This is a genomic window from Microcoleus sp. B5-D4 (assembly GCF_036705145.1).
GTDB lineage: Bacteria > Cyanobacteriota > Cyanobacteriia > Cyanobacteriales > Microcoleaceae > Microcoleus.
Map to the genome: position 1 here is coordinate 14025 of NZ_JAUBTV010000028.1, position 24814 is coordinate 38838.

The following is a 24814-nucleotide window of genomic DNA, read 5'->3' on the forward strand; positions in this document are numbered from 1 at the left end:
ATCCCTTTCGCGACTTTACTATTGGCCATCAAGGAACAAACTCTCGTTCTTGAGGGGAGCGAATCCACAAAGTACAAAATCCTTTTTGTGCAGGTTTCCCCTCTACTGTCAGCGTCACCCCCAATCGATTTATCTCAGTTTCACACAGTTTTTTGCCACCTTTCTCGCTCAACAAAGCTTGATTCCAGCTCATAAGTTGGCGAGCATATTTCCCTTCATTGCTTGTAGCCCACTGAATTGTATCCGCGTTCTTGCGAGCAAACTGACCCTCTTTGCTCAGCCCCCATTCGAGCGCTACGGCTTGTTCTAAAGTGAGCTGACGCGGCCCTTTTGGGTCGAGTTCTGGCGCTGGAATAAACCGGGGTAGCGCTAACCCGATAAACGCGCCGATCGCCATTGCCCCTAAAACCACCCCGCTCCCAAAAATCACCGACCAAATATCGTGAGCAACTTTCTCTAAAGCTGCTTGTCGCACTAGAGTGTAAACTGAGTTGGAAATGTGGCGATGTTGCACCTTAACAGCCGCTTTTCCCTGCCGTTCTAAAAACTCTCTGCTTTCTTTTTCCCAATTTTCAGTAAGCTGGCGAACTTGTTCCAATTCTTGAGAGATGACAGCTTGAGAATCTTTCAAATCACCTTGCCATTTAGATTGCCAATTCTTGAAAAACTGGTCAATCTCTTGCGGTTTTTTTTCTAACAGTAGTTCGAGTTGACCTGTCGCCAGCAATACGATAAAAAGTGGGTCATTTTTATTGAGACCGTATCGGTAAGCCGTCTGAATGACGTGAGAGCGAAATTTGGAGTCTTTGCTCTTGAGTACCTGGCTGATTAGTGACTCAGTATCTCTCTCGTACATGGGAGGGGCAGATAAAGGATGTCTGTTCAGAGCTTCTCTTTCCCTCGAATCATCGTCTATGAGTTCCCAAAACTCCTCTTCATTTAGCTTACTCCCATCTGATTTCAACTTTTCTTCTACTGCATCTTCTGGGAATGTATCTGGAGAATCGGGCAAATTTTGCGAATTTTCAGCGGATTGTATGGAATTATTTTTGGTATTATTAAGTCTGCCCTGTTCCCTTGGCGTTTCCAATATCTCGCCCAACTCTTGAGAGTCAACTTCGGAAAGTTCTTCTAAAAGTCGCTCGGACATTTAACCTCCTAGCTAATTAAAATCCAAATCTTTATGCTGTTCTGCATCGCGCATTCTCTAGTCTAATAGGCTTGGGATAACAACAATCTGACTTCCTTTCACAAGTCTCTATCTTCCAAAAAATATTGAAATGAAATTCGTCTGAAAGCGCTAACCCAAGCGTATTGTCTTATAGTCTGAATTCACATTTTTTCCCTCCCATAACGAGTTCATTACACATCGACTGTAAAATTTACATTCCTGGACGTAAATTATCGGTTTAGACACTACCTGTAGTAGTAAGATGCGTTTCGGCACACCCAGCCCGCTGGCCCAGTGGTGAAGAAGTTCTTGAAACCCTCGAAATCTCTTAGCGGGCGATCGATCAATCTTCTTATTTTCAGAATTTAAACGCAATAAGCAACGTTTATTGCTAAGAACCAACGCCTGGGATAACACAACTGCGTTGATTGCACTCAGCCAGCGGGCTGGTTTCGGCACACCCTATCAGTAGAGTCTGTGCGTAAGCCTTAATTTAGATTCTTAAAAGCTTACGATACCTTTTTTACAAATTACAGCCTCCTGAGATTTTACAACCTGTTGCTTATTTTGTTACTCATTTTGGGGCTCATTTTCTATTGGCATTTCCTCATTTTTTTTTCGTTCATAGGGCACAATGACTTCTTTTTTATTGCGATTAGGCGCGTTGTTAAACAAGCCTACATCTTCTATCAGACGGAAACAGTCTTCCAGAAAAGTATGCAATCGCTGCTGACTAATCAAGAAGAATTCAGAGTGTTTCATTGCTTGAGAAAATGACAACCGCTTCGTATCAATAAACTTGCGCTCTCTTGCACTCAGAGCCGGCAAATCTACCACAGGAATTCGGTAATTATTAATGAGCTTGTTCATTTCCTTATGGCTTTGTACGTGCGACCAATCTTTGCAAACTCCAAAATTGCGGACAAAAATGTGATTGAGCTGACCTTCAAAGTAGTTGAAAGAGTCAATAAACATTTCAATGCTGTCCGTCGTGCCCCCGCAAATAAACCACTTGCATACATCAACTCCTGACTGCTCTTTAAAATCAGGAGATGTTAAATTAGCTTCGTCAATCCATTTGTTGATAATGCTGTAAACCCGAGCTGGTAAATTGACAATCACAGGAGTTTCTACTGCTGTTTCAAAAATAATATCGATATCGAAAAACTTCTCTTCATCTTCAACTAAAGCTACGATTTTTGCATTGTGTTCAGGATAGCGCTGCTGCACATCAGGATTTTGAAAATCGCCATCAATTAACGTGTACAGCAGTTCATACTTCTGATTGAATTCAACCAGAATCCGAGTTAGCATCGACTTGCCAACGCCACCTTTCTCGCCGTCAACCAAGTGAATCATGTTAGTCATTTCATTCCTCCTTGCTGGATGTCGATATCTATTCAAGACTTAATAATTTTTAACTAAAGCTAGGCCCGACCATTGCTGGATCGAAACCAGCTAAGTTAAATGCGCTGTTTTCAAACTCAACTTCTCCCGAAAAGTCCTCTGGTTCTTTTTCTTCGGGCAAACTTGCTGACTTTGAACTCTCAGGGGCAGTTAATTCTGCAGCAATAGATGCACTTGAATTCGATAAGTGAGGGAAAGTAGCTAAAGGAATTAAACCCGAAGAAATACCAGGGGCAATTACTCCTAACTCGGTACAGTTAAATCCCGCATCTCGGCAAACTTCATCTATCTGCCTGAGCAAAAAATTAATGCTTTCTCGCCTCAAATACTCTAAGTCTGTAGTAGAATGACTACCGCTATTGCGTAAAGATGCTAACAGCCACCGCGCTTTGATTAGAGGTAAAATCGTTTCCTTGAAACTAAAAAAAGGATGATTTTGCAGGTAAGATAGCAAGATAGCGTCTTCGGAATCTGGCAAAACTTGACAGCGCCAGCAAAATTCCTTGTAGCGTTTTCTAGGCATAATTCCTCACCTTTTTTCCAGCACCTCGGTAGGGCCCTCCCAATAAGAGAGCTGCATCTAAGTTTGCTTCTGATTCCTCTAATGAAGGTTTTGTATTCGACGACGACTCATCACTCAATTTATTAGAATCATCTAAGCAGCTATGTTTGATACTTGAATCAGCCTTTTGTTGAGCGCAGTTTTCAGTGTTTTGTTCAGTAATATCTTCAGTCTTTTGTTCAGTGGGTTCCTCAAATTTTTGTTCAGTAATATCTTCAGTCTTTTGTTCAGTAGATTCCTCAAATTTTTGTTCAGTAGATTGCTCGGATTTAGCGTGAGTAAATTGCTCAAATTTTAATTGAGTAGGTTGCTCGGATTTTAGGTGAGTAGGTTGCTCGGATTTTGGGTGAGTAGGTTGTTCAGATTTTGGCTTTGTAGATTGTTCAGCACATTCTTTTACACTCTGTATATCAGTCGTAGGGACTAGAGCATCTCCTGAACTGGAAGTTGTATCTTCTGCCCTCTGAGAAGTTGCCGCAACAGAGCTTTGCCTCAGTACCTCAAACTGAGATTTGAAGTAAGAAAATAGTCCGTAAACATCAGCTATGCGGCAACCTAAACCATCAGGATCGAGCGTTTTTGGCACTGTTATACCTGCGTGCCAAGACAGCGAATAATGGGAAAACTGATTTCGCAGTTCTGGCTTCATATATTCAGAAGTCCCCCCGCAAAATACAATTTCATCTAAATCGGGCGGCAGCACTTCATTAATCCAATGAGATAGCATTCGAGCGTAGTCGAAGCGAGACAGCTTGACTGCTTCAATCAATTGGTCAACTTCTCGATCTTTCGCTGTCTCCTCTCGATTCCGAGCAATTCGGTAAAAGTAAGGGCGGTTGTAGCTTACGCCCGCTTGAGCGATTGATAAAGCTAAACGGGAAGCATCGTAGTTAGAGGTTCGCTCTTGAACTAGATCCACCAACCTTACCATTCCTAAGTCTGAAGTTTTGCCCTTACCGACAGCACCGCGTGCCGAAACTATTACCGAAGCATTGCGAAATCCCACCATCACAAAGGCAGTTACCCGCTGCTTGAAGGCTGAACCTAAATTACTGTTGTGGATCAAAGCAATGCCGCCGCCTTCTTGCAAAGCTTGGGTTTTGTCCAGTGTGACGGAGAGCTTGCCGGTGGGTGTCTCAAATGAAGCAGAGTATTGACTTAATAGCTCAAAAAATTGCTTGGAGTCATTAAATTCGCCTGGGGGCAAGAAAACGGAGATCGCAGCGCTAAATTGATTGCCTAAATCTAACTTCCGCGACACTACCCACAAAGCTGCTAGAGCTTTGTACAAAGCGCTACTGTACTTCAGTCCCGCCAAACCGATGTGAGCATTGAATTGCGCTGCTGCCAGGTAGCCAACGGCTCGGCATTCATTACCAATTGCCACCCAAGCAATATTTTCGGGAGATGCTGATGCGAGGTTGGGTTGTGTGAAACAATTGGCTATGTCTTGGCTCACTGGCCCCACCTGCGATTCCATTACAAAGGAGTTCGCTTTACTGCCTGCTTGCGAGCTTTGGCAGAAAACTCTAGTAGATAAGCCGCCAAAATCTATAGCCAGAATCGCATCTGGTATTGATGGTTTTTTCTTCATAAATGCTGGCTTTTATTACGTTATAAAATAATAGTATTGGCTTCAGTTTAAGTCTGACCTCACCAAATCCGGTGGTTTTGGATAATTAAAATAGCCCCCTCCAAATGGCGGGGACAGACTGCCTTTCAAGGAAAAAATCTTGGGTGGATTATCAGGGAAAGAGCTTTAGAGTTGTGAGAAACGGTGTAGGTATTGTGAGTGACATACCGAGCAGGTACGCCCAAAGTATCTTCAATAAAGTGTTTGAGTTCCGTGTGGGAGTAGCACTTCTCGAACGTACCCCACTTGGTAATTACGCCATCGTTATAAGCAATACCCGCATGATTGGTCGATCGCGGGCGTGATAGCACTAACCACCAGAGTTTGGCGGGTTAAGTGGTAAGCAGAGATGAGCGCTTCATACCGAACCATGAGAGTTTCAATAGTGCTGAGGACATAAATCAGGGTGACAATATCAGCCGCTTTTTTGATTCGGGGAAAGTAGTAAGGCTCGTAACCCCGGGAGCGAAAACCCATTGCTTGGAGGAAGCGGACATCATCCCCACGACCACATCCATAATCCAAGTGTGTGTGGTGGTGTTGGAGTATCCCCCCATCAATAGTAGCAGCCATAGGTAAGCTTAATTCATTGCGCTTGAGAGCGGCTTTGTGTCTCGGTATTGTTCTCTGGTCTAGTTGAGTTGGTGTCATACTAAATCAACTTAATATCAAGAGTAATTTTAAATATACCAATAATTTAAATTAAAGGGCTACCGCTAGGGTGTAAAAAAATAGGGAGTAAGCTATGCTCTACGCTTTGATTAATTCAACAGGAATCCACCGGCTGGAAGTAGAAGAAAAGTTGGAACTGGCAGATTTGCAAAACCGAGTGGGCATTGCAGGTGAACCTGCGTTCATAGAATATGTCCGGAATCAATTTCCAGAACCCGCGATAGACCTAATCTGTGATGAGGAATTCTCATTCAAAGAATTGCCCTTAACCTGCATTACCAGCCGAAGGATTGCCCTCTACGGTCAAGTAATCGCTGCTGCATCTACGGATGATGGTGAAACAATAGGGTTGACCGAAGTTCAGTTTCAATTAGTCGCGACAAATCTGATTATTGCGAGCCGGATCTAATCTATCATGCCTCAAGTTTGCGCTTGGGGCAACTTTTTTATTTAAAATAATATAATAATAACGTCTTACTAATAGCTAATAATTTATAAAATTAATAACTAAAATAACTTAAACAAAATGGCTAGCGCAATGGGTGTAAATCACAATTAGAACAATTGTGACACATGCCCAGAAAGAAGACACAATTACCCGCATCTCAAGAACCTGTCACATCGAGTGAATCTACGGCTAATACGCCCAATACGTCCTTATTGGATGTTATTTGCGCTCAATTACTAGCAACCTCAGAGCGGGGAATAGAAGCACTGACCGCCCTCAAAGCTCAACTAAAAGCACAATACGACACCCCCGAAACTCCTGAAACCGACTCAATTGTGCAGCAAGCATGGCAACACATGAACCCAGACCAACGTGCTCTGATTTCCAGTCGCTGTGAGGCTCACCGAGGACACACTAAGTCATTGCATCTACTCACTGTACAACTGGAGGACTTGGATAAGCTAATCGACAACATCGAAGGTGAAGAAATCACACCCGAATTAGAAGTAGCGGTGCAACAACTCTTAGAACAACGGGGTAGTACCTACGAGCAATGGCTTTCCAAGGTTGATAACTACTGCGCTGCCATTACCAACCGCCATGCCCTGAGCCAACAACGTAAATCTGAAGCAGAACGCCTGAATAAACTCGCAGCTACCGACAGCAAACGAGTGAATTGGATGAAAGCGCAGCTCAAAAAGTGTCTCAAATCTCAGGGTGTCAAGAAACTAAGCCTGCATCGCTTCCACTTAACTATCAGCAACAATGGCGGAGTTTTACCCCTCAAACTCCCTTGTGAAGTAAATCAACTTCCTCCCCAGTTTCAACGCATTGAAGTATCGCCCGATAATTCAGTCATCCGACAAGCCTTGGAAGCGGGAGATATCGAAGCTCAGAAAGTTGCACAATTCGGAGAAGGCGAAACTAAGTTGAGAGTTCTATAGATTGCCCTTAAGCAGGAAATAATCACTTTTTACAAAGGACTCTTTTCTGCTTAATGTTAACCTCAAAACCAAAGAAATTTTAATAAGATAGCTGTCGCTAGTGTAGAAAAAATAGTAAGTTAGAGGTACACAATGCACTGCTGTTTAGGGTTAGATTGTACTCAAATGGGTTTAGATGAAGGCGGAGAGTGCATCAACGAAGAAAGTTGCTACCGTTACACAGAAGCTTGGAATTTGTACGAAATAGTGCTACTCAAAGGATTCCCAGGTGCGGTGTATCTTTGCTGGCATAGCAAGGATAATGCGAACACCGAATGGACTGATGAAAAGTGGGGGTTCAAGCACCTCAACAACTGCGATTGGTTGCTGCACAGCAGCGCATCATTGAATGCCTTTGCAGAATGGCAACACGCCTATTACAAACTAAGCTCTAGAAACAACACCAAGTACGTTCGGAGTGAGTTATTTGATGAGTTTGAAGCGTTGAGAACGCAGGTAAACACGGAGTACGGGAAACGACAAGAAAGCAGCGCTCTCATCCTATTTGAATAACAGAACACATAAAAATGACCAGAAACATTCACACATTCCTCAGAACGGCTTGCTTCGTGAGATGCCGTCACCCTTCCCATCACGAACGAGGATACACCTTAAAGCATCATAAACTTGAGGGCATCATTCAAGTTTGGTTCAACTCTTTTGAGCTGTTGGATGAGGCAGAAAAAGTTTTGAGAACAGAAGGGCTTGAACTCAAGATAACTTTGGCTTATCAATCTAACGGCTGTTTTCTTTCGATCGATTGTTAGATAGCTACTACACTCTTGGATTAATGGAGTCATAAAATATGCAGATTTTCTCATTGAGAAAATACAATCCCATGTCTCATTCCAATCGGATGGTATCGCGCTATGAGTATCCCTACTGCTATCACGACAATGTGTATAACTTCAAAAAACTGATTTATCCAATCAACCCGTTTGATGATGGGGTATGGATTGAAGCTAGTCGGGTTCCGCCTGAAGTGTTCGTGCAGTCTATTAAAGTAGAGTTGATTCTGAGAGATGCGAAAAATCCTTGGCTGAATGCCATCAAAAATGATTCATCAGAAATGATGGTTCGTGTTGATTCCCACTGGATTCAAACATTTAAAACACCCCTATATCTGGGAGGAAACTCAAATGAACTAACAACAAAATAAAGAGCAATTCGTTGTTGAGCATTGACTGAAACAACGGTAGATATTGAATACACGAAAGGGCAAAAAACCAGCGTTTCCAGGCCCTTTTACTTGAACAAGGAGGAATCATGTTAGGAACACACTTCATCGAATTACCCGTAGCGATGCCACCCATGTTACCTGAGATGGTGGGAGTCAGCAACACTCAATACTTTGCTCTTTATTACCAAGGAAGCAAAGCCACATGGAGTAATGGCAGAGCAATGGCTACGTTTAGTTACTACGCCGTGTATGCGCCACTGATAGAACACATAACTCTCGCAATCCACTTAGAGCCTTATAACTTTGGTTCCGATGATGAGCTGCCAGAACACGCTATTTTATGCGACTGTGTTCACCATAAAATGTATGTCGGCGCGTACAAAGAAATTGATTATTTCCTGTTACAGCAGCATCCCCATGAGCCGTCCCAGTTGACCGCCCAAGAGTTTGAAGAAGCCGTGAAAGCGGTGGAAAGTATGACCTTAGAGCAAATGCAGCGTTTGGGAATGTTCGAGATGTTCGGCAACACCAATCCCCAAGCGCGCCTCGCAACCGCAGAATTGGTGCAGTGGCTAGACCAACAAATCACCGAAGAATTGATACAGCAATATATCCAATTAGCTAATCGGGGTAATTGGACAGCGGTGAGGGCATTAGACACCCTCAAGCGTAGAATCTCAGAAGGTAAGAAATACCACCAGCAATTAGAGAGCAACTAAATTATCTATGCCGGAGAAGTCTCGATATTACAGCCCCGGCATGGGTACAAAACACCCATAGTGTAGCAAACGCGGAGTTAGCCCATGAAGCGATTGACTTGCAGGGATAAAGCAATTTATTCAGTAATTTTCTTGATGCTTGGCAGCTTTCTAACAGTAACGAATACCTTTAATTCTGGGTGTCACCTCGTTCGAGGCGTTTTGACTGCCTCAACAGCTCAGGTGTCGAGTTTATCCTTAGCCTTGTTTGCCCTAAGCCGATCGTTTACCAAGCGTTTGTTGCTCTGTTCGGTATACGCTGCAAACCCGAGTACCCAGAGCATCCGGTGCAATTCGGCAGGCTTCCAACCCTCATCCTTGGCTAATTCTTGCATTTGCTCTAAAAGCGGAGCAGGCACGGAAAAATCTATGCGTACCATTTTAGGAGCATCAATGTCGGGCATTTTCAATTTCCACAATTCATATACTGCTTATCCTACAAGGATTTAGGGGTTCCTAAGTCCTTAAGGATTCTCCCTCATGCCCAATAGTTCACTTTGAGGGTATACACAGGGACTCAGAAGGGGTACAATGTGGAAATTCATCCAAAACCAAACCCCGCCCCCTCTGACTCGCAATCTTCTGGGGCGGGGTACGGCACTCACAATGGAGATTTCCTCTATGTTCGCAGATTACGGGCAGCCATCGCAACCCGCTCAGCCAAGCTTTGTAGAAATACCCAATCCCCGCGTCACCACCACAATCGGACGCATGGAAGTGACCGACGTTCGCCTTGAAACCGTCACTGGTCGTCTGCTGGATGATCAAGACAACCCGTTAGAGGAAGACGGACAGCCAGTTTACATCTGCGTTCGGAAGTTAGAGATTTTGTGTTCCACCGAACGAACCAACATGATGAGTTGGTGGGAACTGAGGGAACAAGCGATTGCGGGACACACAACGCCCCGAAAATATTCCCTCGAATCCTTAATCAACAGATTGGACGGGTTGAAGTTAGACCAACTCTACGCTTTGCGAACCTTCGTTTGTTTGGAGAGCGACCCCTTCCAAGCGTATTCCGGTAGCGTCAACAACGATTTATCCCACTTGCAGGCTTGGTTCCCGACGGTGCGAGCACTTTGCCGCGTCGAACAAAACCAACTAGCAAGCGCTCTGTGCTGGCGAATAGCTAGCGACTCCAACGCATCAATCCCACCCACACCGGGCGACGTCCGGGACGATCGATAGCGATCTCGCCAGTTTCTTCCATCAAGACACCAGTGAGGAATGACTATGACCAACGGCAATGGGTCTAACGGCGTGTCGCCCCAGCCAGATCCAATACAAAAGTTAACGGAATATGTCGAATCTTTGGAAATTTCTCTGGAAATTCAGGAGGATAAAACAGACGTTATTGAAGATCAGGTGGCAAATCTGACCGAGCAGATAACCGAGTTAAAACAACAAGTAAAACAGATGTATGGAGATGAAGAGGACTGGGAACGTATGTCAAAGACTTGACGGACTTATCGCACGCCGTCAGGCTAAAAACCGATTGCAACTGTCTAAGCTGGAGCGAACCAAGCGCTTGCGAGATGAAGCTGCTTTGGGTAGACCTTTTAGAAAGTCTCCCCTGCTAGACTTCGTTGATGACTTGGTGCATAGACCCCCAAATCAAGAACAGATGCGCCAGCTCAAAGAACTACTTCTAGAAGAACAGAAAGCGATCGCTAAACTCATTGCCTTAGTTGAGCAGCACCTAGAGTAGTGGTCTGCCGTTCGCGAAACAGCCCAGCCACATCCGCTGCTGGGTGAGTTTTGTTTTTTGTGGATGAGGCGCGAGATCGTTCGGGGCTTCTTAATTTCGCTCGGCAAACGCGCTGCTTGGATTAGCTGCAAATTGGATGAATTTCCAGCACTCGTGCCTGGCTTAAGTGAGTGGAAATGAGAGCTCCTGAAAGAACTATCCAACCAGAAATTTCCGTAAATATTGAAACATCCCAAGCAACTGAGTTGGCTCCGAATCAGGAATCAGAAGACTCTCAAGAACTGTGGGAATTAGCCAAGAAGCGGCTCAAGCGAATCCTGGCAAACCGATGAAGTTACTGCACGGGAAGATACTTAAACAAAAATACGAAATTTCCTCTTCAACGGCGAATACGCTCGCGCTGGAAAACTGTAAAGCTACCTTTAAACAAAGTAAGCGGACACCAGCGGATTCGGATCGGATACATTGTTTCATGCCGATTCCAGAGAGCACTCCATAATATCCCAGTCAATGCCATCATCGGGGAACAAGGATAATTGCCCTGGCGATACGTTTGATTGACCGCGATTGTGATAGGACAGGTGACACGCGGTACACAGAGCGATTAAGTTTTCAGGGCGGTTGTCCTCCGGTATCCGATTGCGATGGTGCACCGCCAAAGTTAAAGCACACCGTTCAGATTTGGTTAAGCCGCTTTGTTTACCGGGTCGGAGGCATTGTTGATGGCACTTTGCACAACGCCAAAGAGCGCTTTCTTTCACCGAGAGCGCAATCTCTTGCCAATTGTCGGGATACCTCTTTGGTTTAGGCATAGCGGTAAAAGCTCATCTTTTCAAAATAGGGCGATCGCTCTGTTAAGTAAATTCAATTCAAAATTATCAGCAGCTAATCAACTTCAACACTGTCTTGATTCTCCCACAGTAATTCTGCCAATAAGCGAAAATCTTCAACGGTGGGCTTATACTCACAAGCTACGAACCATGCTTCGGTTAAAGTAGCCTATTGTTCGGGAGTCTCAGGTTTTTGGCGCACGGCTGGTGAAGAAATTGGTTCTGATGCGGGCTTCTGATGGGTTAATCCCCGATCTTACCAGTTGTAGTTCAAAATTAAAAAACGAAATTGGAGTTTGTATTCTGAAGCAGGGTTTGCACAACTATCCGCCGATTGCAACAGGTCCAGTCGAACTCTATTTTGAATATATTCCCGACCTTGAAAGCCGAGGGGAAATCATCATGATGAGCTGGGAATTGGGAAAGTCTGGCGCGCAATATGTTAAAGATACGTCCATTCGTTATCCCTTTCCTCCTCCCAATCAAAATATGCCTTGCCGACGAAATGTCTGCATCAGGGCTTCTATGCGGAGTCGGGCCCAGAAGGAACGTATTTTGCGATCGGAACATCCCATCAAACGGATTGCCCGTTAAATGGTTTGTAGAAACGAGTATCTTGAAATGCTCGGTAAATTTAGTTTCACGAACAACTCAGGAGCGATCGCCTCACACCGAATCATCGATCCACCCGCAAGCCGAACAATCCCAATGCACCGGGGGCGTTTCATATTGGGGATAAGTCATTTCACACCGGGGACATCGATCGGTAAATAGTGGATGGGTATCCAGCAGCTCTAACTGTTGCAAGGCGTGTCCACCGCTGCCGGGCGTTGCAGGATAAGTTCGCCGTCATAGTAGCTTGCACCCTCGGGTTCCCAGAGTTCCTCCGGTTCAGCGTTAGGGTTTTCTTAAAAGTCGGGGCAAGTGTCGGTGTCTGAGCCTGTGGCGTGGACGGCACAAACTAAGTAAGGATTGATTGCGCGCGTAGAGAAGACAGCGATGGCTCCGCCCCGGCTTACGCCTACGCATTCGGGAAGTTTGGGCATGGCGGGTGGATTGGGGTTTGGTTTAGTTTCTCCCAGAATTGGATATTGGAAGCGATCGCACTCGCGTCAAGACACCGCTGCTTTACCCGCATCAAGGATACCTCGCAAAAACTGGACTAATTCAGCAAATTGCTCTGGGTTATTTTCAAGCAACCATTCTGTAAGCATTACTGAGTGCGTAGTTTTCCTAAACTCGACCCGCGCTTCGGATAACTCGGAAAATAGCACATCGAGCAGTTTAGCTGCGTTAATATTTGCGTCAACGTATTGGGGATTTGATAAATCCTGCTGAGTAGTATCTTTCGATAAAAAATCCTTCTTTTCCTTTAACTTAACCTTATTGGTTTCCAGCCCTTCTCGGACTGCTTCGCTGGTAAGAGGTTGTTCTCGCCCCGCATCTTCTCGATTGAGAACGGCTGCTATAGCATCGGGATAGAGCAGGTAATTTTCATACATACACCTTTCCAGAAAATGAATTGGCTCTGGACTCCTTTTCCGCAAATCCGTGAGATCCTGTTTAGTTCTATTTTCCCGGTCAAACACAAATCCAACAGCAGGAGGGTACAAATTATTCCCACCGCTGAGCCGTTGGTATAAGTCAAACATAACATCAGCAAAGTGAGCCTTCTTTCCCGATAAATCCCCCGTGTTTTTGATGCTGACAATTTTAGTTACTGTCAAAAGTTTTGGAGCTAGCTTTTCCAATATGAGCGGGAAGCACAGTTCCTCGGTCGGCCCTTCCACCCAGAGAATGCTATCAGCACCGAAAACATCAGACAAACTCACTCCCAGTTCGGCTAATAGAGAGCGCTGTTCCTTAATATCTTTTGCATTCATCGCTGATGCTTGGGTTTGGCCATCCTCATATCGAAGTTTCACAATAGTTGAAGGATTGGCAGCGGAAATAATCTCAGCCGAATGAGTGGCAATAAAATATTGGTGCTGCGGAAACTCTTTGAGAATTTGTATCAGCTTCTTGGCCGCCCCTGGATGCAAATAAGATTGGGGTTCGTCAATAATAATCGGTCTGTGTTCTGGGGAAGCCAGTACCGCGTAAAGAATCGCCAGCACTTGACCGGTACCAGTTCCACAGTCTGACAAGCTAAATGCCAAGTCTTCTCTGCCGCTTTCGAGAGATTTTGTAGGCCAAAGTAATATTTTAAGATCGGGAGGCTGACGAGTTTGCTTCGATAAAATTTTAGTTGAAACCCATTCAAACTGTGGAAACATGGTAGAGACGTGCTGATTGAAACTTTCGTACAACTTTTTTTTACTGGGCGATTCCAATAAATGAATAACTTCAGCCAGGTTTGAAGCGCTTGAATTGAGATTTTCATCATTTCCAATAGAGCATTGTCCAACGAACCGCTGGGCTTGAAGTTGGGAAACGCGGTTTGCGAATTCGTCAAAAAGCGTTACGAAAAAATTTTCCTCTATATGCCTGTCTGCTTCATCAGTTTCTTGGCAGAATGTAAAGCGATCGTTCGCATCTTTTTTTATAAGATTTTTTTGGCTCCCTCTATTAAACCCCATCCTCATTGGGTCTGGCCGGTAGTACGTTAACTCAACAGCCGGATCTAAATCTTTGATTGAAATGCCATCCCGGTTTACTGAATGAACCGTTGATTTTGAAACAGTTAACTCTACATCGCTGGGATTGTCCATCCACTTTTGGAATAAAGCAAGCACTTCGGATGCGGGCAAGTACGAATTGCGAGCCGAAGACAATCCTACATAGTAGTTGGGTGATAAATTATCGAACAGGCTGTGAATTTCTGCTTTTGTGAAGATTAAAGTTACTTTGGCGACCGATTCTCGGATTGGCGTTGAATTGGGTTGCGGAAGCGTTTCGATACTGCGGTGCGGGCTTGTCTCAAAGCTCAAGCTCAGAGCTTCCAGCAGCGCTGTTTTCCCTGAATTGTTGGCTCCCACAATAATATTGATGCCGGGTTGGAATTCTAACACCCCAGACTCCCGGAATGACTTGTAATTAAGTAACTGAAGACGAGAGATGTACATAGCTGTGTTTAGGGGCAAACTTTAATCAATAAACTAGCGCAGTTGCAGGAGCGATCGCACTCCTGGTCAGTTAATCCCATCTGGCAAGTACAAATCATCACCGGGCAATCTCCTGCCCGTAATCTCTTGCCGGTTCTCCAACATAACTGACTCAAAAGATTCACCAAACCGCAGATTGTACTCAGGTTCAGTACGCTTGATGCTGAATGCTGCGTCAGCCCGCCGTTCGATGGATTCTGCCATGCTGGCTTGCACTAAAGCTTGAGCTTTTACGTTGCCTTTACCTACTTCATGCAACCAATATGCTGTAGCTAATGCAATGGGAATAGGCTTGATTAATTGAGCGTTGCCTTCAACTGGAATGCTTTGAGCTTGCGTAAAATTATATCCGCCAAAAGGCAGAGCCAAGGGCGATTTCCCAGTGAGAAACCGGCTCAAGGCGCTGCCCTTTTTGTCCACCGCACCCATAACCCCAATCGCATCGACTTTGTAGCCGCCGTCGGGTAGTTGATAAACATGAAGTGGAATTGCACCTAAAAGGATGGTGGCGGAAATAGCTTTAACTGTCATTTGTTACTTCAAATAAATTACAATTGCCAAAGATTAGCCGGTTTTTGACTAATTAATCAACGATATCTCTGAGCAAATAATTTAGTTTGCGGACTACCGAACCTAGCAAGTAGTGTTTGCTCTACATAGAGCAATCCACCGCTGAGAATGATGACTTAGAACTTCGCGTTGGCTGTCCTAGGTCGCAGGACTTCGACATTCAGCTCTAGTTTTTCTCCCAGCCACAAAGAATGTGTTGTATGGTCTGCCAGATCGTCGCCTGTTTCGGGATGGACGAGAATATTTAGTTCCTCGCGGTGGAGCATCAACCAGGGAACTACCATGCCAAACTGCGGGGGTAAAAATGCAACTTGATACATCGCTTGGGGGTGGGGGCCGATGGGGCAATCGTGCCAGCGCCCTAGCTGCACCTCAAACCGAGCCAATCCTTCGCGCACGCGCTCTGCGGCATCGCGGCTGGCTGTGTCAAAGTAAATATGGGCGTGAAAACCAACAATTTTGATGGTGTCTGCTTTCATCATTTTCAGTGGGGTATTATGGGGAGGTTCATTGCAGCCAAATCCCACAAAGAAGTATACTCTAGCTGATTAATTTTACCTGCGAGTAAACATTACTCTTTCAGCAATGCCGCCTATATTTCAGCGTAAACCAATGACTCAAGAAAATAACTGGTTTGAGACAGCACGATTGGGAATGTTTATTCATTGGAGTCATAGCAGCCAGTGTGGGTACGAAGTATCTTGGCCGTTGGTGGGAGGCGTCTTTAGCTTGCCGTACTGCCAAGATGTCCCGGTAGCGGATTATCACCGCACCGCCCAAACTTTCAATCCAACTGAATACAACCCTCAAACTTGGGCACATTTAGCGAAACGCTTGGGGATGCAGTATGTGATTTTGACGGCGAAACATCATGATGGATTTTCCTTATTTCATACCCAGCAATCCGACTTTTCTATCGAGTATGCGCCGTACAAAAAAGATATTGTCCGAGAATTTGTGGAGGCGATGCGGGCTGAAGATTTGCGAATTGGGTTGTATTTTTCCTTGATTGACTGGCATTACCCTGACTACCCGGCTTTTACAGAAGCCGACAAACCGTATCAGTTTGGGAAGTTTCGACAGCCGACGAGTTCCCAGTGGGAGCGCTACCTTGAATTTATGTTCGCTCAAGTCCAAGAATTGTTGAGCAACTACGGAAAGATTGACTTGCTTTGGTTTGATGGGGGTTGGGAGCGAAAGCCAGAGCAATGGCAAGCTAGACAGCTACATGAAATGATTCGCTCGCTGCAACCGCATTTGCTAATCAACGATCGCCTCCCTGGATTTGGAGACTTCGATACCTGCTTTTCAATTCATTCCTCCCCAACCGCCTCCGCGTACTTGGGAAGCTTGCCTAACTCTGAATGAAAGCTGGGGGTACAACCCGAAGGACACCCAATTCAAGTCAGCTCGCCAACTTATTCATACCCTCTGTGAAGTTGCAGGTAAAGGCGGCAATCTGCTGTTGAATGTCAGCCCTATGGGCAATGGGCAGATTCAATCTGAACAATTGGAATTGTTGCAATTCGTAGAAGCATGGATGAGTGTCCATGCCCAGAGTATTGTAGGAACACAGCCGGGACTGGAACCTTGGCAATTCTACGGCCCTTCTACTCGGCGGGGCAATCGCTTTTACTTATTCTTGCTAATGAAGCCCTACGAGTCAGTAACAGTAAGAGGTGTACCCATTAAACGGATTCAAGCAGTTTATTTTGTAGGTGGAGGGGAATTATTACAATACTCAACTCGCTGTGCGATTGTCGATTCTATGTTAAGTGCCGATCCAAGGCGGGGAGTTAACGATTCAAGTGCCTGAAGAAGCTCTCAATTCCTATGCTACGGTGGTTGCAGTTGATATTGCTCCAGCCAACGATAACGATACTTAAAGGAAGATTTGACCAGTATAGCGATCGCACTTTTTCACTTCCTACCCCACTCGTCAGATCGCATCCACCTCAACCTCACTCAGCACTTTAGGTTCCATCCCATACAAATCATTCAGCACGGCTTTGACATCAGGAAACACAAAATATTCCGTCAGCTTGCCAATGCGATAATTAAACGCTTTGTATCGGTGTTTGAAGTACAGCTCCACATTCCCCCGATGTTCCCACAATCCTAGTAAGTTGACAACCACATCCGAGTAATGCGCTCTCACATCCCGCTGCACTTCGGCGATTCTCTCCTCAATCAATCGAGTAGTAATTCCAATTTTATAGAACGTGTTCCCGTCAGCTTTCACCTCCAGGAAATAGAGCGAATTGACCAAAATCCGACGAAGTTGTGCTCGATAAATCAGCAAATCAGCCCGCCGTTCTTCTAAACAAGATAACCCCGCAGCTTCAGCAATCTCTACAGAGCCTTCTAACTTCACTAACTCTGACAGCAGCAAGGGTTCTTGGACTTGGTTGAACAACGCCAGGGGAAGCGCACCCACTGGAATTTTGCCGAGGTGAGTAAACTGATAAGAGCGAGATCCCTCTGATTCCAGCAATCCTTTCAACTGCCACCGAAAGTTTACCAAGTCTTTGGGAATCGGTCGCTTTTGAGCCCCGTACTCTTTCCACAGCACTTTCAACTGTTCCAATTCCTCTCCCTTAAGCTGGATGGTGAAGTTGTCGTAGAGGGGAAGCGATGGGAAAGCTTTGGTTTTAATCCGCTGTGACACGGGCTTGCAAGTCTTTTCGGTGTGGGCGAAGTGATGTTCTTTCACCGAACCCTTTTTTGCTGTCAATCCGCCACCGCAGTAGAGACAAGTTAGCTGAGTTTTTCCGCGCACAACTTCATCAATGCTCGTCAGTTCACCACTGAGAGCAACACCAAATTTAAGCCACATTGTCTGTCAATTCTCCTTTGAGCCGGTTTTGTAGATGCACCTGCTCCACACGATGGCTTACGCCCCGCTTCGCTACGAGAATTGTAACAACAAATCCAGGGGGTGAAGGCTTCTGCCTTGGGTAAGAAAGCGATCGGCACTCAATGCTCTTGATGCGACTGTCAATCCAAAATCTAAAATCTAAAATCTAAAATCTAAAATTGCTCGTCACCAGTCGGGAATTTCTTGGGCCGCGTCGTTGGATTGGTCTTGTGACAGTTGCTCTCTCGCTAACGGCACACTGGGCAATTCATGCTCTAGACCGGGAAATGTACCTTTTCCGGTGTAGGAAAGCATCGATAAAGAGGCGATCGCTCCTTTGACTTGCTCCGGCTTCACCTCTAGGTAGTGCTGCAACTGTTCGAGGTTGTTGTGACCGCTGATTTCTTGAATAATTCGCAGCGGAATTCCCGCGTTGCTCATCTGGGTGAGAGCCGTTCTCCTAAAACTGTGGGTGGAGGCTCCCTCGATGCCGGCGCGATCGAACGCTTTTCTCAAAACCTTGTCCGCTGAGTCGGGATGCAAATGCTTCCAGTGGTGGGAAGGGTGGCGGCCGGGGAATAAATAAGTTTTGCCGGCGTGGGGTTTCCAAGATGTCAGGAGACTCCGCAAATCCTCGATCACCGGAATCGTTCGGGTTTGGAGTTGACCTTTGGTGTTGCCCTTGCGGAAGTTAATCGTAGGTCGGACTGTACAAGAGGCAGTGTAAATATCGATGACTTCCAGGGAACAAGCTTCGGCAATCCGGCAGGCGGTGTAGAGACAAACGCCGAAAAGCGTGCGATCGCGCTCAGAAAGCAAACCTTTGTTGAACAGCAGTTCGATTTCCTGTTGCGCGAGTATTTTTGCTTGTCCGTGCCGTTCTATCTTCATGCTTGGTGTATACTCGACCCGATGCTCCAAAGTCTTGCATACTTACTGCATTGCTGCACCGGTCTGGGGGTATTTCTTAACGCGGTGGCTGAGGGCGAGCGTCATAAATTAGCCCAAGTGCAGCTAACGCAGTAAAGATGCACTCATTCACATTTATCGGAGCAATTAGCTTAACAAAAGTAGTAGGATTAAGGATACTAAATGGGTCGATGCACTTCTAAAATTGGTTGACAACCTGCTGTTACTGTTGTAGCTCCAAATTGTCCTAAAAACTCAACTAAATCATGTACTAACATAACGTCTATATACCCCGAGATAGGGGAATCTCCAAAACAAATTCAGCTCCCCGCCTCGGTGCTGAAATGCACGTTAGCGAACCGCCGTGTTTTTGTACGATAATTGAGTGCGAAACAGACAAGCCCAGACCAGTCCCCGAACCTACAGGCTTAGTTGTAAAAAAGGGATCGAATACCCTCACGCGGACTGATTCACTCATTCCAAGTCCGTTGTCTGCAATTGAGACGATCGCGCTAGTGCCTTTTACCTCTGTGCGAATCCGAATCGCAGGCGTTGGACACTGCTGGTTATCCAACTGTACCAGCCCATCGATCGCATTGCTTAGAATATTCATAAACACCTGATTGAGTTCTCCAGCAGAACACTCGACTAAAGGCAGGTTCCCGTATTCTTTAACAACTTGGATTTCTCTGCTCCCAATGCCTCCCTCGTCGCCGCTATCATCTCCATCCCCCAGCTTTACCGCTGAGTTCAGGCGGTGCTGCAAAATCAGCAGCGTGCTCTCAATCCCTTCGTGAATGTCAACCCGCTTCATCTCGCTCTCTGCAAGGCGCGAAAAATTCCGCAAACCTATCACAATATTGCGGATGCGCTCGGCTCCAACATTCATCGACTTCAGAATTTGCAGCAAGTCTTGTTGGAGGAAATCAAGTTCAATTTCCTCTGTTACTGCTGCCAATTCAGGAGTAAGATTCGGGTAGGTTCGCTGGTAAATATTGATTATTTGCAGCAAATATTGCATATATTCAGTGGCGTGAGTAAGATTGCCATAAATGAAATTAATCGGATTGTTAATTTCATGGGCAATTCCAGCAACTAGCTGTCCCAGACTTGACATTTTTTCAGTTTGAATCATTTGAGCCTGAGTCTGCTGCAATTCAATCAGAGCATTTTCTAGCTGAACTGCTTGTTCTTTTAACTGCACTTCTGACTGCCTCAAAGCCGATTCAGTAGAGATTCGCTCGCTAATTTCCTGCTGTAGGAGCGCGTTTTTTTCGGTAACTTCCCGCGTTCTCTCTTGCACTTTCGCCTCTAAAGTCTGGCTGTACTCCTGCAATTTTTCATTAGCTGCCGACAAGTTTTTATAGAGAAAAGCGTTTTCTAAAGAAATGGCAGCTTGAGTAGAAAGAAGCTTTAAAACTTCCTGCCTTTCTACTGTGAAAACACCCGCTGCCAGATTATTTTCTAAATAAAGCACAGCAATTAAAGTACCTTGATTAATAATAGGCGTACATAAAATAGACTTAGTATTGTTTTTGACAATGTAAATATCATTTTTGAATAGTTCATCCCTCCCGGCATCATCTAAAACAACATCTGTTTTCGTTTGGACTACATAATTTATTAGAGACAATGGCAAATCTGGACTTAAAGCGATTGGAAGCGACTGCTGTACTATTATCCAATCTCGTTCAACAGAACCAGACGCTTCTATCAACAAGTTGCCATTTTTTGCTAAAATTAAAAAACCGCTTTGGGCGCCAGCGTTCTCCATCAGAATTTTTAGCAATTTTTCTAGCAATTTACTCAAAACAACTTCGCTCGCTAAAACTTGCGAAGCCTTCATTACTGTTGCTAAATCGAGGAAAGAATTACCTGTAGTATTGTTTGTAAATGTTGTAGTTTCTGTAGATGTAGTTCTCTCAACGCTGGCGTTCTTAGTAGCAGATATCAGAGAAAGAAGCGGAGGATATCTTGACTCCAAATCGGCAACCTTAGTCTTCGCTCCCCACCGAACGTAGCCGTAGTATGCTGATGCCATGTAAGTCTGACCGATTTCCTCTCTTGAAGCCCCTAAATAAAATTCAGCCGCCAGTTCGTAAGCTAAAGCTTCCTCCTGAACGTACCCCTGTTTTTTAGCTCCCGCGATGGCGAGATCGTAATACTCCATCGCTTCCCAATTTTGCCCTTTCACCCGCGCTATTTCTGCCTCAACCAGATCGTATTTATGCTGATAATTAGCCGGAGCATGGTAAGCCCAGCCCTTCATTTTTTCTTGATTCAACTCCACAATAGCCAGAGCTTCTTGTTGCTCGCTCTCCCTCCCAGATTCAGCCTGATCTCGTACATGGGGATACTGAGCCAGAAGAGCTAGCGAATAGTAGAAGTTGTGAACGGCAACCGTCATGTGTCCGGGTGCTGATGCTTTATATTTTTCAGCGATTGAAGCATTTTCAATGGCAGCAGCAAACTCTTTAAATAAGTAGGATAGAATTGCTTTAGCAAGATAGGCAGCAAAAAGGGATATCTGGTTATTTGCTGTTTCTAAGAGCGGCAGCATTTCTACTTCATCAAAGCTCTCGCCAATTAAGCAACATTTGTCAGCAGTAGGTCGGAAAAGATTCAAAACTAGCTGCCTCCATATCTTAACGTAGTAAATGCCAAATTCTTGTTTGAGTTTCAGCAGTAAATCGAGATAATGAGCTTGGCGCGACTCTACAGATTCTAGGTAGTTGCCAATTAAAAATATATGAGCGCAAGAGTTCAAAGCACAATAACCAGCATATTCTACATCTCCAGTATCCAGACCGCTTTGAACCCCTTCTTGCAAAGCATCTATTGTTTCCCTAGCGTGTTCTTTCCAATGTCTGATAGTAACGTTAAACAGAGTGTACACTTTAGCTGTGAGTTCTTTAGCATTAAATTGCTCTAACAGCTTCAAAGCTATCTGACCGGAATAATATCCTGCCTCTAAATCTCCAAGTGCTGCACATAGGAGCAAGCCATAAATGCTGTAAGCGTAAGCTGCTAGCGCTGAATGACCGTTTTCAATGCAGAGATTAATTTGAGTCAATACAATCTGCAAAACCATCTCAGGCTTGGCAATAGAAGCGGGAGCTGAGATAGTCACCAGTAGCCGCATCGCCGCCAGCTTATCAGGAGCGTTCATTTCGGGAACATTTTCCAAATCTGTCAGCGCAGGCAATTTTACTGAGGTATTCCCGTCTTCTAGCAATTTGGGAGAAACCCCCAGCATGGACAATATTTCCCAACCCGTATCAATAGCTTTAATGAGCTGGTTTTGAGCGACATAAGATTGAATTTTTAGCTCGTATACTTTCACCTTATCAAGTAGGGTTTCTGCCTCTTGTAGAACAGTTTCAGCTAGTAGTTCAGAGCGCTTAAAATGGGTGTTTAAAAATTCTGTCTCTACTGCTTCTACATGGAGGTTGAGAGTCAATTCATACTGACTCTGCCAGCTATTAGCAGCAAGGAGTTCCAAACCAATATTTAGATACCTGGCAGCAGCTTCGTAAGCTGTCGCTGCCTTTGCTTTCTGACCGGCAATTAGATTTAGGAAAGCTAGTTCATCTTTTTCTACTTGCCCAACTATTAAGTCAGTGCTAAAATTAAGTTGATTGACCAGAGCAAAGATATTTTCTTTTCTGTCTTCAGGGCTGGTATTTTGCAGCAAAAGTTTGCCAATGCTCAGGTGAGTCGATTTTCGATCGGATTCGGGAATCAAAGAATAAGCGGCTTGCTGCACGCGATCGTGCAAAAACTTATAGTCTACCCTGGAATCGCTGAGAATAAGTTCCCCTAGTTCCTCCTGTTGAAAAACTAGCGGGATTTTGTAGTTTCCACTTAGAGGCAAAATTAAACCAGACTGAAGTGCCGGCCACAGAGCAGAAGCAGTAACTGATTCTGACTCTTCATTCACAATTGCCAAAACGCTTAAATTAAAAGTGCTGCCGATGCAAGCCGCCAATTTTAAGACTTTTTGCGTTGATGCTGGTAGCTTTAGAATATTCTTTGCTATCAGTTCAACGATATTGCAATCCGCAATGCCAATGGTTTGAATAAGTTCGATATCCCACTGCCAAATATCGATAAAAGTGTCGTAAGTTAGCAGTCGTTCGGAATCCAGCACTTTCAGCAGTTGAGTCAAGAAGAAGGGATTGCCTTGGGTTTTATTGAAAAGCAGTTCTGAGAAAGATTTTATACGGCTAGCTTCGGGAGATTCGTTGAGCGTGTCTGCAATTAGCTGCCTGACATCGTTTAGGTGTAAAGGTTTAACAGTAATATTATGGATGGCAGCCCCACTTTCTCGAATCTTTTCTAATGTCTGAATCAAGGGATGAGCTGGATTGACTTCGTTATCCCGATAAGCTCCGATCGTTAACAGATATTGGCTGTCGCGATCGCTCATCAGCAGTTGGATTAATTTGAGGGATGCTGAATCAGCCCACTGCAAGTCGTCTAGGAAAAGAACGAGGGGGTGTTCGGGTTGACAAAAGACTTTGAAGAACTGTTGAAAAACGCGATTAAAGCGGTTTTGGGATTCATAGGAACTCAGTTGTGGTACTTCTGGCTGATGACCGACAATCAGTTCAAGTTCGGGGATAACATTAATAATTAGAGAACCATTTTGACTCAGTGCGGTTAAAATCTTCTCTTTCCAAACAGCTATTTTTTCAGAATCTTCTGTTAATAGCTGTCGCAAGAGTGACTGGAAAGCTTGAATCAGCGAAGCGTAAGGAATATTGCGCTTAAACTGGTCAAATTTACCAGCAATAAAATACCCCCGCTTGGCTGCAACAGGTTTGTGAACTTCATTCACTAAGCAAGATTTCCCAATTCCCGAATAACCGCTGACCAACATCATTTCGGCTGTACCGAGGCTGGTTCGTTCAAACGCTTCCATTAATACAGCTACCTCTTCTTCCCTACCGTAGAGTTTCTGCGGGATCAGCAGTTGACCGGATAAATCTTTAGACCCTACAATGAATGGTGAAATTGTGCCGAATTCCTGTAGCTGAGTTAGGCAATTTTCTAGATCGGCTTTTAATCCCTCAGCAGTTTGATACCGCTCTTCTGCTGTTTTGGCTAATAATTTGAGCGTGATGTCAGAAATTGCTTGGGGGATTTCTGGATTTAACTGAATCGGCGGAACTGGTTGCTTTGCTAAATGGCAGTGAATCAATTCCATTGGGTCAGTAGCTGCAAAAGGTAGGGAACCGGTCAGCATTTCATAAAAAGTTGCACCCAAGGAGTAAAAGTCGGTACGATAGTCAATCGACCGATTCATCCGACCCGTTTGCTCTGGAGATATATAGGCTAGCGTGCCTTCCAGACAATTAGGATTGTTAATTGTTTGGTTTTCTGTACCCAGGCGAGAAGAAATGCTAAAATCTATAATTTTAACCACCCAAGTTGCAGTATGGACAATAATATTTGGTGGCTTAATATCTTTATGAACGATCTGCTGTTTGTGGAGTTGCCCTAAAGTTTCCGCTAACTGAATTGCTATTCGGAGAAAGCCGATAAAATCGTTTTTGAGAGAAGCAAGGATGTAATTTAAAGATTGAGCGCCAAAATCTTCCATAATTAAGGCGAAGCTGTTCTGGTATCTTTCTAGCTCCAAGCACTTAACAACTCCTGGGATGTTCAAGTTTTTCGCGATTTCATATTGATACTTTAAATTAGCAACATCAATAGGATGTGGATACTTAGAACTTAGTAGCTTAACAATAACAGGCTGTTGGTTCTGAAGCTTCAGCCCCCGATAAACAACTGTTTTAACGCCTTCATTAATTTTTTGAAAATTTGTGTATCCCGGAAGTTTTAGCATATTTTTTGGTGATTAATAATTCGTTGATAGTGGCTTTAACAGAATTTACGCAACATCACCGCAGGCAGGGGGCAACGCGAGGGGACTTGCCCCTACAAAAGGCGCTCGCCTTCTGCTGTTCGAGGTAAGCCCTGTTTAAATTATTCACTCTTATCGGGCAATACTGCGGAC

Annotated in this window: 26 protein-coding genes; 13 read left to right on the top strand and 13 right to left on the bottom strand. The window is 44.7% G+C overall.

What is annotated here, in order from left to right; genetic code table 11:
- Nucleotides 1–28 precede the first annotated feature (28 nt).
- The 5 genes from QUB10_RS15200 to QUB10_RS15220 all read right to left on the bottom strand — a co-directional run bounded on the left by QUB10_RS15200 (nucleotide 29) and on the right by QUB10_RS15220 (nucleotide 5424).
- Nucleotides 29–1150 (bottom strand): DUF6753 family protein, encoded by a 1122-nt coding sequence (locus tag QUB10_RS15200; protein WP_333203325.1) that lies wholly within the window; start codon nucleotides 1148–1150, stop codon nucleotides 29–31.
- A gap of 591 nt (nucleotides 1151–1741) precedes the next feature.
- Nucleotides 1742–2539 (bottom strand): mobilization protein MobD-like protein, encoded by a 798-nt coding sequence (locus tag QUB10_RS15205; RefSeq protein WP_333083892.1) that lies wholly within the window; start codon nucleotides 2537–2539, stop codon nucleotides 1742–1744.
- Nucleotides 2540–2588: 49 nt separating this feature from the next.
- Nucleotides 2589–3101 carry a hypothetical protein gene (locus QUB10_RS15210; RefSeq protein WP_333083893.1) on the bottom strand — a complete coding sequence of 171 codons (513 nt, stop codon included), beginning with the start codon at nucleotides 3099–3101 and terminating at the stop codon, nucleotides 2589–2591.
- Complete coding sequence (locus QUB10_RS15215; RefSeq protein ID WP_333203328.1) at nucleotides 3094–4734, bottom strand: hypothetical protein; 1641 nt, start codon at nucleotides 4732–4734, stop codon at nucleotides 3094–3096. Before QUB10_RS15215 ends, QUB10_RS15210 begins: the two co-directional genes overlap by 8 nt.
- A gap of 303 nt (nucleotides 4735–5037) precedes the next feature.
- Complete coding sequence (locus QUB10_RS15220; protein ID WP_333203330.1) at nucleotides 5038–5424, bottom strand: hypothetical protein; 387 nt, start codon at nucleotides 5422–5424, stop codon at nucleotides 5038–5040.
- Nucleotides 5425–5518: 94 nt separating this feature from the next.
- On the opposite strand from QUB10_RS15220, the gene QUB10_RS15225 reads away from it, so the two are divergent.
- The 6 genes from QUB10_RS15225 to QUB10_RS15250 all read left to right on the top strand — a co-directional run bounded on the left by QUB10_RS15225 (nucleotide 5519) and on the right by QUB10_RS15250 (nucleotide 8775).
- Nucleotides 5519–5854, top strand: a complete 336-nt coding sequence (locus tag QUB10_RS15225; protein ID WP_333203332.1) for a DUF3846 domain-containing protein — start codon at nucleotides 5519–5521, stop codon at nucleotides 5852–5854.
- Nucleotides 5855–6018: 164 nt separating this feature from the next.
- Nucleotides 6019–6837, top strand: a complete 819-nt coding sequence (locus QUB10_RS15230; protein ID WP_333203334.1) for a siphovirus Gp157 family protein — start codon at nucleotides 6019–6021, stop codon at nucleotides 6835–6837.
- A gap of 132 nt (nucleotides 6838–6969) precedes the next feature.
- On the top strand, nucleotides 6970–7389 hold the full coding sequence (locus tag QUB10_RS15235; protein ID WP_333203336.1) for a hypothetical protein: 420 nt from the start codon (nucleotides 6970–6972) through the stop codon (nucleotides 7387–7389).
- Between the two features lie 14 nt (nucleotides 7390–7403).
- A complete protein-coding gene (locus QUB10_RS15240) occupies nucleotides 7404–7643 on the top strand; it encodes a hypothetical protein (protein WP_333103592.1) in 240 nt (79 codons plus the stop codon).
- Nucleotides 7644–7714: 71 nt separating this feature from the next.
- Nucleotides 7715–8035, top strand: a complete 321-nt coding sequence (locus QUB10_RS15245) for a hypothetical protein (protein ID WP_333203338.1) — start codon at nucleotides 7715–7717, stop codon at nucleotides 8033–8035.
- Nucleotides 8036–8142: 107 nt separating this feature from the next.
- A complete protein-coding gene (locus QUB10_RS15250) occupies nucleotides 8143–8775 on the top strand; it encodes a hypothetical protein (protein WP_333203340.1) in 633 nt (210 codons plus the stop codon).
- 218 nt (nucleotides 8776–8993) lie between these two features.
- Here the strand turns inward: QUB10_RS15250 and QUB10_RS15255 are convergent, their stop codons facing one another.
- The gene (locus tag QUB10_RS15255; protein WP_041623929.1) at nucleotides 8994–9218 is read right to left on the bottom strand and encodes a hypothetical protein; all 225 of its coding nucleotides are present in this window, start codon (nucleotides 9216–9218) and stop codon (nucleotides 8994–8996) included.
- A 127-nt stretch (nucleotides 9219–9345) separates the two neighbouring features.
- Here QUB10_RS15255 and QUB10_RS15260 point away from each other — a divergent pair, with 127 nt between their 5' ends.
- From QUB10_RS15260 to QUB10_RS15275, 4 genes are all read left to right on the top strand, one after another.
- Nucleotides 9346–10002 carry a hypothetical protein gene (locus QUB10_RS15260; RefSeq protein ID WP_333203342.1) on the top strand — a complete coding sequence of 219 codons (657 nt, stop codon included), beginning with the start codon at nucleotides 9346–9348 and terminating at the stop codon, nucleotides 10000–10002.
- Between the two features lie 45 nt (nucleotides 10003–10047).
- The gene (locus QUB10_RS15265; protein ID WP_333203344.1) at nucleotides 10048–10275 is read left to right on the top strand and encodes a hypothetical protein; all 228 of its coding nucleotides are present in this window, start codon (nucleotides 10048–10050) and stop codon (nucleotides 10273–10275) included.
- A 34-nt stretch (nucleotides 10276–10309) separates the two neighbouring features.
- Entirely contained in the window at nucleotides 10310–10522 is a 213-nt protein-coding gene (locus tag QUB10_RS15270; RefSeq protein ID WP_333103586.1) for a hypothetical protein, read from the top strand.
- A 176-nt stretch (nucleotides 10523–10698) separates the two neighbouring features.
- A complete protein-coding gene (locus QUB10_RS15275; protein WP_333083905.1) occupies nucleotides 10699–10854 on the top strand; it encodes a hypothetical protein in 156 nt (51 codons plus the stop codon).
- Nucleotides 10855–10992: 138 nt separating this feature from the next.
- Here the strand turns inward: QUB10_RS15275 and QUB10_RS15280 are convergent, their stop codons facing one another.
- On the bottom strand, nucleotides 10993–11334 hold the full coding sequence (locus QUB10_RS15280; protein WP_333203346.1) for an HNH endonuclease: 342 nt from the start codon (nucleotides 11332–11334) through the stop codon (nucleotides 10993–10995).
- Between the two features lie 420 nt (nucleotides 11335–11754).
- Here QUB10_RS15280 and QUB10_RS15285 point away from each other — a divergent pair, with 420 nt between their 5' ends.
- Nucleotides 11755–11946: a hypothetical protein gene (locus tag QUB10_RS15285; protein ID WP_333103585.1), complete on the top strand. Its 192-nt coding sequence runs from the start codon at nucleotides 11755–11757 to the stop codon at nucleotides 11944–11946.
- Nucleotides 11947–12464: 518 nt separating this feature from the next.
- Here the strand turns inward: QUB10_RS15285 and QUB10_RS15290 are convergent.
- The 3 genes from QUB10_RS15290 to QUB10_RS15300 form a co-directional block, all read right to left on the bottom strand.
- Nucleotides 12465–14417 (bottom strand): AAA family ATPase, encoded by a 1953-nt coding sequence (locus tag QUB10_RS15290; protein ID WP_333083908.1) that lies wholly within the window; start codon nucleotides 14415–14417, stop codon nucleotides 12465–12467.
- Between the two features lie 66 nt (nucleotides 14418–14483).
- On the bottom strand, nucleotides 14484–14987 hold the full coding sequence (locus QUB10_RS15295; RefSeq protein ID WP_333083909.1) for a hypothetical protein: 504 nt from the start codon (nucleotides 14985–14987) through the stop codon (nucleotides 14484–14486).
- Nucleotides 14988–15142: 155 nt separating this feature from the next.
- Nucleotides 15143–15508 (bottom strand): DOPA 4,5-dioxygenase family protein, encoded by a 366-nt coding sequence (locus tag QUB10_RS15300; RefSeq protein WP_333083910.1) that lies wholly within the window; start codon nucleotides 15506–15508, stop codon nucleotides 15143–15145.
- A 130-nt stretch (nucleotides 15509–15638) separates the two neighbouring features.
- Here QUB10_RS15300 and QUB10_RS15305 point away from each other — a divergent pair, with 130 nt between their 5' ends.
- Nucleotides 15639–16394: an alpha-L-fucosidase gene (locus QUB10_RS15305; protein WP_333203350.1), complete on the top strand. Its 756-nt coding sequence runs from the start codon at nucleotides 15639–15641 to the stop codon at nucleotides 16392–16394.
- On the top strand, nucleotides 16312–16842 hold the full coding sequence (locus QUB10_RS15310) for an alpha-L-fucosidase (RefSeq protein ID WP_333203352.1): 531 nt from the start codon (nucleotides 16312–16314) through the stop codon (nucleotides 16840–16842). The genes QUB10_RS15305 and QUB10_RS15310 overlap by 83 nt, the downstream gene beginning before the upstream one ends.
- Before the next feature lie 123 nt (nucleotides 16843–16965).
- Here the strand turns inward: QUB10_RS15310 and QUB10_RS15315 are convergent, their stop codons facing one another.
- The 3 genes from QUB10_RS15315 to QUB10_RS15325 form a co-directional block, all read right to left on the bottom strand.
- Complete coding sequence (locus QUB10_RS15315; RefSeq protein WP_333083913.1) at nucleotides 16966–17862, bottom strand: GIY-YIG nuclease family protein; 897 nt, start codon at nucleotides 17860–17862, stop codon at nucleotides 16966–16968.
- 207 nt (nucleotides 17863–18069) lie between these two features.
- On the bottom strand, nucleotides 18070–18774 hold the full coding sequence (locus QUB10_RS15320) for a site-specific integrase (RefSeq protein ID WP_333203354.1): 705 nt from the start codon (nucleotides 18772–18774) through the stop codon (nucleotides 18070–18072).
- Between the two features lie 301 nt (nucleotides 18775–19075).
- Entirely contained in the window at nucleotides 19076–24643 is a 5568-nt protein-coding gene (locus QUB10_RS15325) for an AAA family ATPase (protein ID WP_333203357.1), read from the bottom strand.
- Nucleotides 24644–24814: the final 171 nt, after the last annotated feature.

Bases quoted from the DNA above. Each gene is read 5' to 3' on its own strand.
- QUB10_RS15235 (WP_333203336.1), top strand. From the start codon at position 6,970: ATGCACTGCTGTTTAGGGTTAGATTGTACTCAAATGGGTTTAGATGAA.
- QUB10_RS15315 (WP_333083913.1), bottom strand. From the start codon at position 17,862: ATGTGGCTTAAATTTGGTGTTGCTCTCAGTGGTGAACTGACGAGCATT.
- QUB10_RS15205 (WP_333083892.1), bottom strand. From the start codon at position 2,539: ATGACTAACATGATTCACTTGGTTGACGGCGAGAAAGGTGGCGTTGGC.
- QUB10_RS15220 (WP_333203330.1), bottom strand. From the start codon at position 5,424: ATGACACCAACTCAACTAGACCAGAGAACAATACCGAGACACAAAGCC.
- QUB10_RS15285 (WP_333103585.1), top strand. From the start codon at position 11,755: ATGATGAGCTGGGAATTGGGAAAGTCTGGCGCGCAATATGTTAAAGAT.
- QUB10_RS15250 (WP_333203340.1), top strand. From the start codon at position 8,143: ATGTTAGGAACACACTTCATCGAATTACCCGTAGCGATGCCACCCATG.
- QUB10_RS15230 (WP_333203334.1), top strand. From the start codon at position 6,019: ATGCCCAGAAAGAAGACACAATTACCCGCATCTCAAGAACCTGTCACA.
- QUB10_RS15225 (WP_333203332.1), top strand. From the start codon at position 5,519: ATGCTCTACGCTTTGATTAATTCAACAGGAATCCACCGGCTGGAAGTA.
- QUB10_RS15295 (WP_333083909.1), bottom strand. From the start codon at position 14,987: ATGACAGTTAAAGCTATTTCCGCCACCATCCTTTTAGGTGCAATTCCA.
- QUB10_RS15255 (WP_041623929.1), bottom strand. From the start codon at position 9,218: ATGCCCGACATTGATGCTCCTAAAATGGTACGCATAGATTTTTCCGTG.
- QUB10_RS15275 (WP_333083905.1), top strand. From the start codon at position 10,699: ATGAGAGCTCCTGAAAGAACTATCCAACCAGAAATTTCCGTAAATATT.
- QUB10_RS15280 (WP_333203346.1), bottom strand. From the start codon at position 11,334: ATGCCTAAACCAAAGAGGTATCCCGACAATTGGCAAGAGATTGCGCTC.
- QUB10_RS15290 (WP_333083908.1), bottom strand. From the start codon at position 14,417: ATGTACATCTCTCGTCTTCAGTTACTTAATTACAAGTCATTCCGGGAG.
- QUB10_RS15240 (WP_333103592.1), top strand. From the start codon at position 7,404: ATGACCAGAAACATTCACACATTCCTCAGAACGGCTTGCTTCGTGAGA.
- QUB10_RS15305 (WP_333203350.1), top strand. From the start codon at position 15,639: ATGACTCAAGAAAATAACTGGTTTGAGACAGCACGATTGGGAATGTTT.
- QUB10_RS15265 (WP_333203344.1), top strand. From the start codon at position 10,048: ATGACCAACGGCAATGGGTCTAACGGCGTGTCGCCCCAGCCAGATCCA.
- QUB10_RS15300 (WP_333083910.1), bottom strand. From the start codon at position 15,508: ATGATGAAAGCAGACACCATCAAAATTGTTGGTTTTCACGCCCATATT.
- QUB10_RS15260 (WP_333203342.1), top strand. From the start codon at position 9,346: ATGTGGAAATTCATCCAAAACCAAACCCCGCCCCCTCTGACTCGCAAT.
- QUB10_RS15325 (WP_333203357.1), bottom strand. From the start codon at position 24,643: ATGCTAAAACTTCCGGGATACACAAATTTTCAAAAAATTAATGAAGGC.
- QUB10_RS15245 (WP_333203338.1), top strand. From the start codon at position 7,715: ATGTCTCATTCCAATCGGATGGTATCGCGCTATGAGTATCCCTACTGC.
- QUB10_RS15200 (WP_333203325.1), bottom strand. From the start codon at position 1,150: ATGTCCGAGCGACTTTTAGAAGAACTTTCCGAAGTTGACTCTCAAGAG.
- QUB10_RS15215 (WP_333203328.1), bottom strand. From the start codon at position 4,734: ATGAAGAAAAAACCATCAATACCAGATGCGATTCTGGCTATAGATTTT.
- QUB10_RS15320 (WP_333203354.1), bottom strand. From the start codon at position 18,774: ATGAAGATAGAACGGCACGGACAAGCAAAAATACTCGCGCAACAGGAA.
- QUB10_RS15210 (WP_333083893.1), bottom strand. From the start codon at position 3,101: ATGCCTAGAAAACGCTACAAGGAATTTTGCTGGCGCTGTCAAGTTTTG.